This is a genomic window from Hamadaea flava (assembly GCF_024172085.1).
Lineage (GTDB): Bacteria > Actinomycetota > Actinomycetes > Mycobacteriales > Micromonosporaceae > Hamadaea > Hamadaea flava.
In genome coordinates this window covers 2,764,398-2,777,646 of record NZ_JAMZDZ010000001.1, presented here as the reverse complement: position 1 = coordinate 2,777,646, position 13,249 = coordinate 2,764,398, and the positions used below count along the sequence as shown (strand labels likewise).

The 13,249-nt window shown below is 69.9% G+C and carries 17 protein-coding genes; 10 read left to right on the top strand and 7 right to left on the bottom strand.

From position 1 onward, the window contains the following. Window positions 1–51 precede the first annotated feature (51 nt). From pstC to HDA40_RS12940, 4 genes are read left to right on the top strand one after another with little or no spacing between them, the layout of a single operon-like run. A complete protein-coding gene (gene pstC / locus HDA40_RS12955; RefSeq protein ID WP_275978235.1) occupies window positions 52–1,110 on the top strand; it encodes a phosphate ABC transporter permease subunit PstC in 1,059 nt (352 codons plus the stop codon). Next, the gene (pstA, locus tag HDA40_RS12950) at window positions 1,107–2,180 is read left to right on the top strand and encodes a phosphate ABC transporter permease PstA (RefSeq protein WP_253755361.1); all 1,074 of its coding nucleotides are present in this window, start codon (window positions 1,107–1,109) and stop codon (window positions 2,178–2,180) included. Before pstC ends, pstA begins: the two co-directional genes overlap by 4 nt. Before the next feature lie 32 nt (window positions 2,181–2,212). Further along, entirely contained in the window at window positions 2,213–2,989 is a 777-nt protein-coding gene (pstB, locus tag HDA40_RS12945; RefSeq protein WP_253755359.1) for a phosphate ABC transporter ATP-binding protein PstB, read from the top strand. 9 nt (window positions 2,990–2,998) lie between these two features. After that, entirely contained in the window at window positions 2,999–3,658 is a 660-nt protein-coding gene (locus tag HDA40_RS12940; RefSeq protein WP_253755357.1) for a winged helix-turn-helix transcriptional regulator, read from the top strand. A 41-nt stretch (window positions 3,659–3,699) separates the two neighbouring features. Here HDA40_RS12940 and HDA40_RS12935 read toward each other — a convergent pair whose 3' ends face one another. Then, window positions 3,700–4,551 (bottom strand): NAD(P)H-binding protein, encoded by an 852-nt coding sequence (locus tag HDA40_RS12935; protein ID WP_253755355.1) that lies wholly within the window; start codon window positions 4,549–4,551, stop codon window positions 3,700–3,702. Window positions 4,552–4,598: 47 nt separating this feature from the next. Here HDA40_RS12935 and HDA40_RS12930 point away from each other — a divergent pair, with 47 nt between their 5' ends. Continuing rightward, window positions 4,599–5,024 carry a winged helix-turn-helix transcriptional regulator gene (locus tag HDA40_RS12930; RefSeq protein WP_253755353.1) on the top strand — a complete coding sequence of 142 codons (426 nt, stop codon included), beginning with the start codon at window positions 4,599–4,601 and terminating at the stop codon, window positions 5,022–5,024. On the opposite strand, the gene HDA40_RS12925 is transcribed toward HDA40_RS12930, so the two are convergent. Then, window positions 5,014–5,784: a fused MFS/spermidine synthase gene (locus tag HDA40_RS12925; RefSeq protein ID WP_253755351.1), complete on the bottom strand. Its 771-nt coding sequence runs from the start codon at window positions 5,782–5,784 to the stop codon at window positions 5,014–5,016. The two genes, HDA40_RS12930 and HDA40_RS12925, sit on opposite strands and share 11 nt — an antisense overlap. Before the next feature lie 39 nt (window positions 5,785–5,823). After that, window positions 5,824–6,246, bottom strand: coding sequence for a DUF350 domain-containing protein (locus HDA40_RS12920; protein WP_253755349.1), 423 nt, complete (start codon window positions 6,244–6,246; stop codon window positions 5,824–5,826). Between the two features lie 116 nt (window positions 6,247–6,362). Between HDA40_RS12920 and HDA40_RS12915 the strand changes: the two genes are divergently transcribed. Further along, on the top strand, window positions 6,363–6,662 hold the full coding sequence (locus HDA40_RS12915; protein ID WP_253755347.1) for a hypothetical protein: 300 nt from the start codon (window positions 6,363–6,365) through the stop codon (window positions 6,660–6,662). Then, window positions 6,662–7,837 (top strand): glutathionylspermidine synthase family protein, encoded by a 1,176-nt coding sequence (locus HDA40_RS12910; RefSeq protein WP_253755345.1) that lies wholly within the window; start codon window positions 6,662–6,664, stop codon window positions 7,835–7,837. Before HDA40_RS12915 ends, HDA40_RS12910 begins: the two co-directional genes overlap by 1 nt. 34 nt (window positions 7,838–7,871) lie before the next feature. Here the strand turns inward: HDA40_RS12910 and HDA40_RS12905 are convergent, their stop codons facing one another. Beyond that, on the bottom strand, window positions 7,872–8,669 hold the full coding sequence (locus tag HDA40_RS12905) for an SDR family NAD(P)-dependent oxidoreductase (protein WP_253755343.1): 798 nt from the start codon (window positions 8,667–8,669) through the stop codon (window positions 7,872–7,874). Next, complete coding sequence (locus tag HDA40_RS12900; protein WP_253755341.1) at window positions 8,666–9,319, bottom strand: hypothetical protein; 654 nt, start codon at window positions 9,317–9,319, stop codon at window positions 8,666–8,668. Before HDA40_RS12900 ends, HDA40_RS12905 begins: the two co-directional genes overlap by 4 nt. 75 nt (window positions 9,320–9,394) lie before the next feature. On the opposite strand from HDA40_RS12900, the gene HDA40_RS12895 reads away from it, so the two are divergent. Both HDA40_RS12895 and HDA40_RS12890 read left to right on the top strand, forming a co-directional pair. Further along, the gene (locus HDA40_RS12895) at window positions 9,395–9,856 is read left to right on the top strand and encodes a MarR family winged helix-turn-helix transcriptional regulator (RefSeq protein WP_253755339.1); all 462 of its coding nucleotides are present in this window, start codon (window positions 9,395–9,397) and stop codon (window positions 9,854–9,856) included. 63 nt (window positions 9,857–9,919) lie between these two features. Further along, on the top strand, window positions 9,920–10,810 hold the full coding sequence (locus HDA40_RS12890; protein WP_253755337.1) for a GNAT family N-acetyltransferase: 891 nt from the start codon (window positions 9,920–9,922) through the stop codon (window positions 10,808–10,810). Here the strand turns inward: HDA40_RS12890 and HDA40_RS12885 are convergent. Further along, on the bottom strand, window positions 10,805–11,434 hold the full coding sequence (locus HDA40_RS12885; protein WP_253755335.1) for a DUF6642 family protein: 630 nt from the start codon (window positions 11,432–11,434) through the stop codon (window positions 10,805–10,807). The genes HDA40_RS12890 and HDA40_RS12885 overlap by 6 nt on opposite strands. 145 nt (window positions 11,435–11,579) lie before the next feature. Beyond that, on the bottom strand, window positions 11,580–12,566 hold the full coding sequence (locus HDA40_RS12880) for an EamA family transporter (protein WP_253755333.1): 987 nt from the start codon (window positions 12,564–12,566) through the stop codon (window positions 11,580–11,582). Between the two features lie 72 nt (window positions 12,567–12,638). Here HDA40_RS12880 and HDA40_RS12875 point away from each other — a divergent pair, with 72 nt between their 5' ends. Beyond that, window positions 12,639–13,205 carry a CGNR zinc finger domain-containing protein gene (locus tag HDA40_RS12875; RefSeq protein WP_253755331.1) on the top strand — a complete coding sequence of 189 codons (567 nt, stop codon included), beginning with the start codon at window positions 12,639–12,641 and terminating at the stop codon, window positions 13,203–13,205. Window positions 13,206–13,249 lie beyond the last annotated feature (44 nt).

Genomic DNA, 13,249 nt, shown 5'->3' with positions numbered 1-13,249 from the left:
CGAACCGACGTCCTCGTCAGGCGCCACCCGAGAGTGATGAGACGAACGACTATGAACCCTCCAACCCTGGGCTCGAACCGGCAGGATCAGCAGGATCCGAAGCCGGCTTCGACCGAGAAGGCCTCGGTCACGAACCACCGCGTGTCCGGTGGGCGTGACACCGCCGCGGTGAACCTCGGGCGCCGTCGCCGGTTCGGGGGCGGTGAGGGCGTCTTCCGCTCGCTGTCCACCGGCTCCGGCCTCATGGTGCTCGTCATCATCATCGCGATCGCCACCTTCCTGGTCGCCAAGGCGATCCCGGCGATCAAGACGGACACCGTCAACTTCCTCACCGAGAAGACCTGGTTCCCCGACAGCACGCCGTCGGTGTTCGGCATCGCCGCGCTGGCCTGGGGCACCATCGTGACGGCCGCGATCGCGCTGCTGATCGCCGTGCCCATCGCGCTCGGCATCGCGCTGTGCCTGTCGCACTACGCGCCGCGCCGCGTCGCCACCGCACTGGGCTTCCTCATCGACCTGCTCGCCGCGGTGCCCAGCATCGTCTTCGGCCTGTGGGGCCGGGAGTACCTGGTCGGCCCGGTCGGCGACCTGTCCGCGTGGCTGCATCAGTACCTGGGCTTCCTGCCGTTCTTCGCCAGCGAGGGTCCCTACGGCAAATCGCCGCTGCTCGGCTCGATCGTGCTGGCCATCATGGTGCTGCCGATCGTCACCTCGCTGTCGCGCGAGGTCTTCATGCAGACGCCGAAGATGAACGAAGAGGCGGCGTTGGCCCTGGGTGCGACCAAGTGGGAGATGATCCGCGTCGCGGTGCTGCCCTACGGGCGCCCCGGCATCATCGCCTCGGTCATGCTCGGCCTGGGCCGCGCGCTCGGCGAGACCATCGCGCTGGCGATGACCTTGAGCGCGGCCTTCAACGTGTCGTTCGACATCATCGGCGTCGGCGGCAACTCGATCGCGGCCAACATCGCCAACCGCTTCGGCGAGGCGGGCGAGACCGGCCGGGGCGCGCTGATCGCCTCCGGTCTGGTGCTGTTCGCGATCACCCTCGTCGTCAACATGATCGCCCGCGCGATCATCTACCGCCGTCGTGAGTTCCGGAGCGCGCTATGACCACCCTGTCCGCGCCGGTCACGGGCCTTCGAGCCCGCCGGCTTCCGAAGTGGGCGCCCTGGGCGGTCGCCGCCGGCTCCGTGCTGCTCAGCTATCTCATCGTGTACGCCGGGGGCCTGCTCGGCGGCGGCATCGTGCTGACCGCCATCGCGTCCGTCGTGCTCTACCTGTTCCTGCTGTGGCTGGCGGCCCGGCAGATCGAGGGCAGCCGGGCGGCGCGTAACCGCATCGCCAGCTCGCTGATCTACTCGGCGTTCATCCTGGCCTTGCTGCCCCTGCTGTCGGTGGCCTGGACGCTGGTCAGCAAGGGCATCGAGCGGATGGACGGCGACTTCTTCAGCCACTCGATGAACGGCATCACCGCCTTCGACGCCAACGGCGGGGCGTACCACGCGATCATCGGAACCCTGGAGCAGGCGGGCATCGCCACGCTCATCACCGTGCCGCTCGGCGTCGGCGCCGCGATCTACATCGTGGAGTACGGCCGGGGCCGGCTGGCCAACATCATCCGGTTCTTCGTCGACGTCATGACGGGCATCCCGTCCATCGTGGCCGGTCTGTTCATCCTGGCCTTCTGGGTGTACGTGGTGTACCCGCTGTACAGCCCGGACGGCAAGCCCGGCTACTCGGGCTTCGCCGCGTCACTGGCGCTGAGCGTACTGATGCTGCCGACGATCACCCGCTCCACCGAGGAGATGCTGCGCCTGGTGCCCGACGCCCTGCGCGAAGGCTCGTACGCCCTGGGCATCCCGAAGTGGAAGACGATCATGCGGGTCGTCCTGCCGACCGCGCTGCCCGGCATCGTCACCGGCGTCATGCTGGCGGTCGCCCGAGCCTGCGGCGAGACGGCCCCGGTCCTGCTCGTCGCCGGCGGTTTCAACTCGATCAACACGAACCCGGTCATCGGTCAGCAGTCGTCGCTGGCGATCTACATCTGGGACCAGGCCGGCTCGGCGAGCAAGTACGCCCCGGCTCGGGCCTGGGCCGCGGCACTGACGCTGGTTCTGCTCGTGCTCATTCTGACCATCGCGGCGAAGCTGCTGGCCCGCCGTAGCAAGCTCGAGCGCTGAGCGCGCCGACGAGGACTCGAAGGAAAAGGACAATGGCGAAGCGCATCGAAGCGGTCGGGGTGACCGCGTACTACGGACAGTTCAAGGCCATCGAGGACATCACGATGACCATCGAGCCCCGGTCGGTCACCGCCCTCATCGGGCCGTCGGGCTGCGGCAAGTCGACGTTCCTGCGGTCGATCAACCGCATGCACGAGGTGCTGCCCGGCGCCCGGGTCGAAGGCCGGCTGACCATGGACGGTCAGGACATCTACGACCGGGCCGTCGACGTCACCGCGGTACGCCGCTCGATCGGCATGGTCTTCCAGCGCCCCAACCCGTTCCCCACGATGTCGATCTACGACAACGTGGTCGCCGGGCTGCGCCTGAACGGCCTGCGCAAGAAGAACGCCCTCGACGACGCCTGCGAGAAGGCGCTCAAGCACGCCAACCTGTGGGACGAGGTCAAGAACCGGCTCACCAAGCCGGGCGCCGGCCTGTCCGGCGGTCAGCAGCAGCGACTCTGCATCGCCCGCACGATCGCCGTCGAGCCGCAGGTCGTCCTCATGGACGAGCCCTGCTCCGCGCTCGACCCGATCTCCACCGGCGCGATCGAGGACCTCATCTTCGAGCTGAAGAACGACTACACGATCATCATCGTGACCCACAACATGCAGCAGGCCGCCCGAGTCAGCGACCGCACCGCGTTCTTCTCGATCTCGCAGACCGGTGACCCGGGCCGCCTCATCGAGTACGACGTGACCTCCAAGATCTTCACGAACCCGGGAGAGAAGCGGACCGAGGACTACATCACCGGTCGCTTCGGGTGACCTGTGGTCGTGCTGCTGGTCGCTGATCCCGATCCGGAGGTGGCGTCCCGGGTCGCAGACGAGCTAGGTGATCACGCCATTCGCGCGATCACCTGCTCGGACGGGGCTGAGGCCCTGCTCATCGCCGGTGCCGAGCATCCGGACGCGGTCCTCGCCGCGACCGCGCTGCCCACCATCGGCGGCGCCGCCTTCGTGCGTACGCTCGCGTCGCGGACGGGCATCCCGGTCGTGCTCGGCGTGTCCGACGGCGACGGCCCGGCCGCGGCCGAAGCCCTCGCGGCCGGCGCCGCCGCCTGCGTCGCCCGGCCCTACCGCATCGGCGAACTGCTGCCGATGCTGCTCGCCCTGCGGGCGATGCCTGCGGAAGGGCCGCTGCTGCAGGTCGGGGAACTGCAACTCGACCCCGGCAGCCTCACCGTGCAGCTCCGCGGCCAGCCGGTCCGCATCCCGATGCGGGAGCTGCGGCTGCTGCAACTGCTGATGTCCAACGCCGACAAGGTGGTGACGCGCGAACAGATCCACGACGCGGTGTGGGGCGGAGTCCAGAACTCCAACACCGTCACCGTGCACGTGCAGCGGCTGCGCCAGCGGCTCGGCGACGATCAGCACGACCCGAAGCTGATCCTGACCATCCGCGGCGTCGGCTACCGACTGGTGCCACCCGCCTGAGGCTGGCTTCGTGCTTTGCATAGCGGAGCGATGGCCGACGGCTAGGGGCGTAGGACCGCCTGCGGCTGCCCGGCGACCGCGGGCCGGGTAGCCGACGCGGCGGCCACCGCCATCGTCACCGGATCCTGGACCGGCCGGCCGAGCAGGTCGGCCAGGTCCGGGCCCGGCTCGGCCAGGAAGCCGTGGCGTACGCCGGTCGCGATCGACGCGATCATCGGCGGCTGGAACGGCAACAGCTCCGGCAGCCCGAGCAGCCGACGGCGCAGCTCGCCCAGGCCGATCGTCCGATGCGGCACCCCGAGCCGATCGGCCACCTGCGCGGCAGTGATGGGCGTACCGACGAGATCGTAGGTGCGCCCGGCGTGGCGAGCCGGATCGGCGGCGACGATCGCGGCGGCCTCCGCCAGATCCGCCCGGGTGACCGCCGCGAGCGCGCCGTCCCCGTACGCCGACTCCACCCCGTCGCCGGCCCACATCAGCAGCGCCCCGAACAGTTCGGCGTACAACCCGTTGCGCAGGATCGTCCACGGTACGCCGCTCGCCCGGACCAGCCGCTCGGTCGCCCGATGGGCCGAGGCGAAGGCGAGGTGGTCCCCGGCACTGGTCAGGCTGGTGTAGACGAGGTGCTGCACACCGCCCCGGGCCGCCGCCGCCACGACGTTCGCATGCCGCTCGACGACCTCGTCGTCCTCGGCGTATCCGGCCGAGACCAGCACCAGCGTCGCCACCCCGGTCAGCTCCAGCGTGGAACGATCATCGAAGTCGACGCGGCGCATCCCAGCACCCGGCGTACGGCTGCCGCCCGTCGCCGCGACGCCACGGGCGTGCAACGCTGCAAGGGTGGCCCGGCCGAGATTGCCACTCGCCCCGGTCACCAAGATCGTGTCAGTCATGGCCTGATCCTGAGACGCCCACCGACCAGCCACAAGGAGGCAGTTCGATGTCAGTCACGCACACCGCGGTAACCACCCTGGTGGCAGACCTCGAACCCTGCGGGCACGAGGACCACCCGGACTGCGGCATCCGCGACGTGCTGGCGCGCCTCGGCGACAAGTGGTCGGTGCTGGTGATCGTCGAACTCGCGAGCGGGCCGCGGCGCTTCCGGGAACTGCAGCGCGCCATCCACGGCATCTCCCAGCGCATGCTCACCCTGTCGGTACGCCGATTGGAGCGCGACGGCCTGGTGGTGCGCACGGTCTACCCGACCGTCCCCGCGCAGGTCGACTACCGGCTGACCGAGCTCGGCGCGAGCCTGACCCACCTGGTCCGGCAGCTCACCGACTGGTCGGCGGCGCACAAGGAGGTCATCGCGCAAGCCCGGGACGATTACGACCGCACCCATCCCGGCAACGAGATCAGCGGTTAGGCAGCTCCCCGGCCAAGAATCTGCTCAGCTCCTTGCCCCGCTTGACGACGAGATCATAGGGGTCGTCCTCGGGCAGCTCGCTGAGTACGCGCAGATCCCGGTCCGAGCCCGCGATCAGGAAGTTGCCGCGCAGTTGCTCGGCGAAGACGTCTTCCTCCGCGGCGACTACGAGGTCGCCGAACGCGTCCCGGACGGCTTGGATCAGGCCCCGCAGGAAGATCAGCGGCCGGCCGTCGATCACGTTGGCCAGATACATGCCGCCGGGAGCTAGGGCAGCCGCCGCCAGTTTCACGAACTGGGCGTTCGTCACGTGCCGGGGGACCGCCGAGCCGGTGAAGATGTCGGCGATGATCAGGTCGTATTCCTGCGCCGGAGCGGCGGCCAGCGCGTCCCGGGCGTCGCCGATGGTGACTGTGACCCCGGAGTCGGGGTGCAGCGGCAACTTCTCGGCGACCAGGTCGGCCAGCAGCGGATCGATCTCGACGACGGTCTGCTCGCTGCCCGGCCGCAGCAGCGACAGGCAGCGCGGCAGGCTCAGCCCGCCGCCGCCCAGATGCAGTACGCGCAACGGCCCGGCGGGCAGCGTCAGCTCGATCATCTTGAGCGACCGGCGAACGTAGTCGAACGCGATCATCACCGGGTCGGCGAGGTTCACGTGCGACTGCGGCATGCCGTTGACGACCAGCGTCCAGGCGTCCGGCTCGTCGGGGTCCTCGACGAGTTCGACGACCCCGGTCTCTATGACGTAGACATCCCCCACGCCGCCAGCTTAGGCGGCCAACCTCGGAAGATCGCGGCGCTAGGAGATCGCAGCGCAGACGATCGCCGCGATCGCCCCGTTCGAGGCCGCGCTCACCCACACCGCCGGGTGCGGTTCGGGATCGACGATGATCTCGCCCAGCTTGCCCGGCGTCAGGAGATCGAGCAGCCAGAACGCGCCCGCCATGAGCAGCAGACCGAGGGTTCCGTAGATCGCGGTCGACACCAGGCCGACCCAGAACTCGGCGTACGTGGTCATGATCGAGGTGAACGCGATCGCCCCCACGCCGACCAACGCCGAGGCGAGGAAGAGCGACGCGTTGCGGTTGCGCTCGCTCCAGATCTGGTGCCGCAGCGTCCCCGGCGTCAGCCAGTCGACCAGCAGAAACCCGCCGAGCAGCAGCAGTACGCCGACCCCGGTGAACGCAACGGAGCCGACCAGGCCGTCGAGCACATCACTCATGGCGCGGAAGATTAGCTGACCTGCGCAAGGGTTGTGGGGTCCGGGTATCCTCGCCGCTCATGACCAACAGCGCGGGGAGGAAGCGTCGTCGCAAACGGCGACGCGGAGGGGTGCAGATGACAACGCCCACGCCGGTGAAAGCCGCCCAGCCGCAACGGAAGTTCAAGTCCAAGCACGTCGCGTACGGGGTGATCGGCGTCATCGTGCTGGGCTGCTGCGGCTTCGCCGTCTACCGCGACAACCGGCGTGACTGTGTCGATCCCAACACCATGCAGCGCATCGACTCCAGCTACTGCCGCTCGGGCGGGCACGGACGCTGGTATTACGGCGGCCACGGAGGCGGCGGCACCGGAAAGGTCACCGGTGGGTCGTTCACCCGCGGCGGATTCGGCAGCCACTTCGGCGGCGGAAGCTGATGCGAAGGATCACGACCCAACCCCGGCCGGACTGGCAGCGCATCGTCGAGGAGCAGGGACTGCACTACGCGGTGCTGCCAGACGAGTCCGGGCGGCCGACGACGTACTGGGACGAGTCGGCGTACTACGAGTTCAGCCTGGCCGAGGTCGAGCGACTGGAGGAGGTCGTCGCCGAGCTGCACGAACTGTGCCTGGACGCGGTCGAGCACGTCGTCACCACCCGCCGGTACGCCGACTACGGCATCTCCGACTCCCGCGTCATCCAGCTGATCGAGCAGTCCTGGCGCGACCGCGACCGCGAGATCAGCCTCTACGGCCGGTTCGATCTGCGCTACGACGGCTCCGGCCCGGCCCGGCTGCTGGAGTACAACGCGGACACCCCCACATCGCTGCTGGAGGCGGCCGGCCCGCAGTGGTTCTGGCTGGAGGACCGGTTCCCCGACGCCGACCAGTGGAACTCGCTGCACGAGCGGCTGGTCGACGCCTGGCGGAAGCATTCGATCAGCGGCCCGCTGCACCTCGCGTTCACCACCGCCGACGAGATCGGCGAAGACTACGTCACCGTCAGCTACCTCCAGGAATGCGCCGAGCTGGCCGGCCACCACACGGTCTGCCTGCCGATGGAGGAGATCGGCTGGGACCCGGGTCGGCTCGGCCGCGGCAGCCGGTTCGTCGACGAGCAAGACCGCGAGATCAAGACGATCTTCAAGCTCTACCCGTGGGAGTGGATGGTCGGCGACCAGTTCGGCGGCCACCTGCTCGACCTGGCGCTGTCCGATCGCGGCCCGCGCTGGATCGAGCCCGCGTGGAAGATGCTGCTGTCGAACAAGGCGCTGCTCGCGGTGCTCTGGGAACGCCACCCGGGCCATCCGAACCTGCTGCCCGCGTACCTCGACGGGCCGCGTGACCTGATCATCCATGGCTACGTCGCCAAGCCGCTGCTCGGCCGAGAAGGCGCCGGGGTCCAGATCATCACGCCGGGCTTCACCATCGGCGAGGCGGCCGAAGGCCCCCAGTGCTACCAGGCCTTCTACGCGCTGCCCGAGTTCGACGGGGTGCGGCCGGTGCTGGGCGCGTGGGTGGTCGACGGCGAGCCCGCGGGCCTCGGGATCCGCGAGACGTCCGGCCTGATCACCGACACCGGCGCCAGGTTCGTGCCCCACGTCATTCATTAACCAGTGGTACGCGCACAGCACCAGCCGGACTCGGTCATCCCACGGCGGCAGCTACCTCGTCCCAGGCGCGCCGCTGCCACTGCGGATCGAGCAGCCGGGACGGCAGCGGACGAGGTCTGCCTCCCTCGTAGTACCGGCCGCTGAGGTCCGGCGCGATCGCCAGCGCCGCCGGACCTCGGGCGGCCTTCTCCGGGGCCGCCCGGCGTTGGAAGAACCGGACGATCGGCCAGACGTATCGCCAGGCCGGGACGGCCTCCGGAGTGAGCGCGGCCACCCCGGCCGTCCACGCCATCCCCGGGTTCACCGCGTTGACCTTGGCCTGCGGCAGCAGCCGCGCCAGGTGGAGCGTCGCCAGCACGCTCAGCTGCTTCGCTCGCGCGTACGCCCCGATGGCGGTGTAGGCGGCCGGCTCGGTGAACGGATCGGCGGTATGCATCGTGAAGGCGCTCGACACGACCTGAACCACCGCCGCGTCCGGCGTGAGGAGGGGCAGCAGGGACTGCGTCAACGCGACCGGGCCGAGGTAGTTGAGCGCCAGGATCGCCTCGTGCCCCTCGGCCGTCACCGTCCGCGTCGCGTACGCCGCCCCGCCGACGTTGTTGACCAGCACGGACAGCTGCGCTGCCTGATCGCGTACCAGTTGGGCCAGCCGATGTCGGCCCGCCGGCATCGCGTGGTCCGCGGGCAGGAAGGTGGCACCGAGCCGGTCAGCGGCCGCTTGACCCCGATCGGCGTCGCGGCCGGTGATGAGCACCGTCTGCCCGGCCGCGCGGAGCTTGGCGGCGATGTGGAAGCCGATGCCGCCGGTGCCGCCGGTTACCAGCGCGGTCATTCCGGTACGCCGTTCGTCCGCGGCCTGCTGGCGGGCAGCAGGAGGCTGACCGTCAGCAGCCAAAGGATTCCGCCGAAGCGGGCGACCGGTAGCAGGACTGCCAGATCCAGCGTGAGCACGGCGAGTGTGGAGAGTTCGCCGACCAGGGCGAGGCCGAGACCGGCCAGCGCGAACGGGCGACGGATGCGCAACAGCGCCATGGGCACGGCCACCCCGGCAAGCAGCAGGCCCAGGAACGCCGTGAACCCGGGACCGCCGGTGATGAACGCGAGGTCCCGCAACGCGGCCGCGAGATCGGGCGCGTCGCCGAGGCGGCTGGCGGTCCAGGTGATCAGGGCGGAGATGGCGGCGAACCCGGCCGCCAGCACGCCTCCAGCCAGGGCGATCGCCGATCCGGGTGCGGTGATGCCCAGCGCCCGGAGCCGCCGGTACGCCGCCGCGGCCCAGATCGCCAGCGGGACGGACGCCCCGAACAGCAGGAACGCGGAAAGCCGGACCGATCCGGCGTGCTCGTGCAGATAGCCGAGGACCTCGGCGGCGGGCGCGTCGGGTCGTGGGGTGCGGGCGGCCAAGGCGATGCCCGCGACGGTGAGCGCGGCGAACGCGGCGGCTGGGGCGATCAGCGGTGGTCCGGACTGGGGTCGAGCCATTACTGCCTCCAAAATAATGGACAGGCGGATATCGTATACAGCTGTATATCATTTATCAACTGCTACGATCGGGCCGTGGAGCACAGGTCTCAGATGGGCGGCAACGCCTTCCTGCTCGCCCAGATCGGCGCGCATGCCGCAGCCGCGTTCCGCGAACGGGTGGCGACGCTCGACTTGACCCCGGCCCAAGCCGGACTCCTGCGGATGCTCGCCGCCGACCCGGGACTGAGCCAGCAGGCGTACGCCAGGCGGCTCGGAACGCCGCCGAGCCGATTCGTCACGATGGTCGACACCCTGGAAGAGCGAGGGCTGGTCGAGCGGCGACGCGGTGAACCCGACCGCCGCTCCTACGCGTTGCACCTCACCGAGGCGGGCACTCAGCTGTTCCGGCGAGTCGGCGCGGTCGGGCGGGCTCACGAGGACGATCTCTGCGCGGCCCTCGACGACGACGAACGCAAGGCGCTGCATGAGATGCTCAGCCGGATCGCCGCGCAGCAGATGTTGACCCCGGGCGTCCATCCGGGATATCGCGGCTGACGCTTACCGGGCCCGCCGAAATCGGCTTCACAGGTCACCGCGGCGACCGCTACGGTGCGTCGCGTGAGCAGCTTGACGATCCGCGCAGTGTCCACCGACGCCGACTACGAGGCCTGGCGCTCGGTCCGCCTAGCGGTCTACCCCTATGAGCGTACGGCGACGCTGGCAGAGCTGAAGTCGCGTGCCTCCGCCGATCGGCAGCTGTTCGTGGTCGAGCGCGACGGCGTACTGGTCGCGGCGGGCGGCTTGATCCCGTCGAGCATCGGCGGCACCGGCTCGGTCGCGCCCTGGGTGCTGCCCGACTTCCGGCGGCAGGGGATCGGCGCAGAGCTGCTGGCGTACCTGGTCGGCGAGGCACGCCGCCGGGGCTTCCCGGCCGCCTCCGGCAACGCCGACGACGCCGGGTCGGCCGCGTTCGCCGAGCGCTACGGATTCGTCGAAGTAGATCGCCAGGTGGAACAGGTCCGCGCCATCGGCGACGAACCAGCGGCGGTCGCACCGCTGGGCGTATCCCTGGTGACTGTGGCCGAGCGGCCGGAACTGTGGCGCGAAGCGTATGAGCCGCTGGGCCTGCCCGGGGTGGCGGACATGGCGGTGAGCGCGCCGATGAAGGTGTCGCTGGCGGAGTGGGAGGACGAGTGGCTGGGCGAGCCCAGCGCGACGTTCCTCGCGATCGATGACGCGACCGGCGACCTGATCGGAACCGCCGGCCTGATCCTCGACACCGACCAGACCGACCGCGCGGAGAATGCCTTCACGACCGTCCGCCGTGACTGGCGTGGGCGGGGCGTGGCCTCGGCCGTCAAGCGCGCGACTCTGCACTGGGCCGCAAACAAAGGGCTGCGCGAGGTCTACACCTGGACCCAGCGTGGCAACGCGGACATGCGCCGGCTCAACGAGTACCTCGGGTACGCGACCCGGACCATCAGCGTCCGCCTGGAGCAGACGCTATGACGGCGAGTGCATGACCTGCCGAGGCACGCGAACCTTGGCCACGCCGGGCCGCCACACCCGCCCGTTGGCATAGACGATCCGAAACCCCAGGTACGCCGCCAGCGGCGCCCACTGCCGTGACCCGATGCGCAGCTCGGTGGCGTTGTGCCGCTGGCCGGAGGCGAGCACGTCGAGCAGCACCGTCTCGAACGCGGCCGACTCGACCCAGTCGACCTGGCGGGAGAAGCCGCACATGAGCGCGGCCCCGGTCGCCCGCAGGAAGGCGTGCAGCTTGGCCTCCGAGCCCTGCATCACCGAGCAGCTGCCGAAGTAGAGGCGCTTGCCCCCGCACTTGCCGGCGAGCTGGTCGGCGATCTCGTCCAGCTCGACGCTGTGCCAGTCGGTCAGGCACAGCCGGCTGGGCTCGCCGTGCATCGCGAAGAAGCCCACCGTGTAGTCGGCGTATTGCTTGAGGGTCCAGCGGTCGAGGAAATAGGTCAGCTCGTCGGGGGCGGCGACGTCCTTATGGATGAACCTGATCCCGCGATGCCGTTCGAGCAGCTCCAACGTCGAGCGGACCGAACTGCGGTCCCGGAGGTCGCGATGCCACTGTCCCTCGACGCAGAAGATCCCGCCCTGTGGCATCCGCGCCCCCTCCCCCAGCCGGCCCGATCAGCCGAACCTACCGGCTGGGTCTGACACCGGGGAACCCCTCGCGCCCCGCCCAATTCCCGTTGATCATGGAGTTAGCCGTGGTCTCGGCGGTGTGCCGCGACCGGAAACTCCATGATCAACGAGGAAGCGCGTCGACGAGGTCGGGCGTGTCGGCGGGGGAGGCGGTGGAGGCCGGGGTGGGGTCGGTGGCGGGCGCGGTCCGCTCGCCGAGCCGGACCAGCGCGACACCCGCCACGATCAGTACGCCACCGAGCAGCTGAACGACGGTGGGCAGTTCGTCCAGGATCAGCCAGGCGAACAGGACCGCGAACAGGACCTCGGTGAGCCCGACGAACGAGGACAGTCGAGCTCCCAGGACCCGGGCGGCCCCGATGCCCGTCACGTACGCGAACGCGGCGGCGATCAGCGACAGCCCCAGGATCGGCACGACCCAGCTGACCACGCGCCCGGCGAAGGTGACGTCGCCGAAGGTCGCGTGCAGCGGTAGGACGCCGACCCCGCCGAGCACCAGCAGGACGGCTGAGCCGAGGCCCATCCCGCCGGCGGCCAGGGCGACCGACGACAGTTCCTCGTCCACCCGTGCCGAGAGCACGAAGTACGCCGCCAGCCCGACCGCCGCGCCCAGCCCCCACAGGACGCCGACGCCGCTGATGCCATCGCCGCTGGTCAGGTTCAGCACGAGCACCAGACCGGCCAGCGCGGCGACCGCCCCGCCGACGGTGAGCCGGGTCGGCCGCTGGCCGTGCGCCACCCACATCCAGAAGACGACCAAGATGATGCCGAGGTACTCCAGCAGCAGCGCGACGCCGATCGGCACGTATTGAACGGCGTTGAAGAAGCAGACCTGCGCGCCGCCGACCGCCAGGATGCCGAACAGGCCGATGGCCCGCAGGTTACGCAGCAGGACGTGGCCCTTGCCGCGCAGCGCGACGGCGGTCGGGATGGCCAGCACCAGCGCGGCGATGCCGACTCGGGCGGCCACGGCGGCCTCGGCCGACCAGCCGGCCTCGATCAGCGACCGGGCGAACGTGCCGGAGGTCCCGAACGTCGCGGCGGAGAGCAGGGCCAGCCCGAGGCCGGCTGTGGTAGCGCGCTGCGCCATGTCGATCACCTCGGTAATAAGTCAATGTGGGTTACACTGATGACAGTAGGCTTCCCACGGAAATGAGTCAAGATGCTGTTTACTCATGACACGGAAGTGTCCCTGGCCGGGGCCGCCGCCCTGGTGAACACGGTCGACGCCGACGGCATCAGTGACGAGAAACTGCCCGACGAGGCCGCCCTCGACGAGTTCTTCGTGGCCTACCGATGGAGCGGCGGGCGTACGCACACCCGGGCGGAGCTGCAGGCCGTTCGGGAGCTGCGGCCCCGGCTGCGCCACATGTGGGAACTGGCGATCGCCGAGCGCACCGAAGACTTCGTCGACATCATCAACGCGCTGCTCCGCGAGACCAACGCCCTGCCCCAGCTGGTCAAACACGACAACTGGGACTACCACCTGCACGCCACTCCGTCCGATGCCCCGCTGGCCGACCGGATGGCCGTCGAGGCGGCGATGGCCTTCATCGACGTCGTGCGTACGGGTGAACTCAGCCGGCTGCGCATCTGCGAATACCAGAACTGCGGCGACGTCTACGTCGACCTGTCGAAGAACCGGTCCAAGCGATTCTGCGACGGCGGCTGCGGGAACCGGGCGGCCGTCAGCGCGTACCGGGCACGCAAAGCCGCCGCCGCTTCGTAAACCGCCGCCGAAGCCGCCACCACCGCCGGGGGACGTTCGAGCGG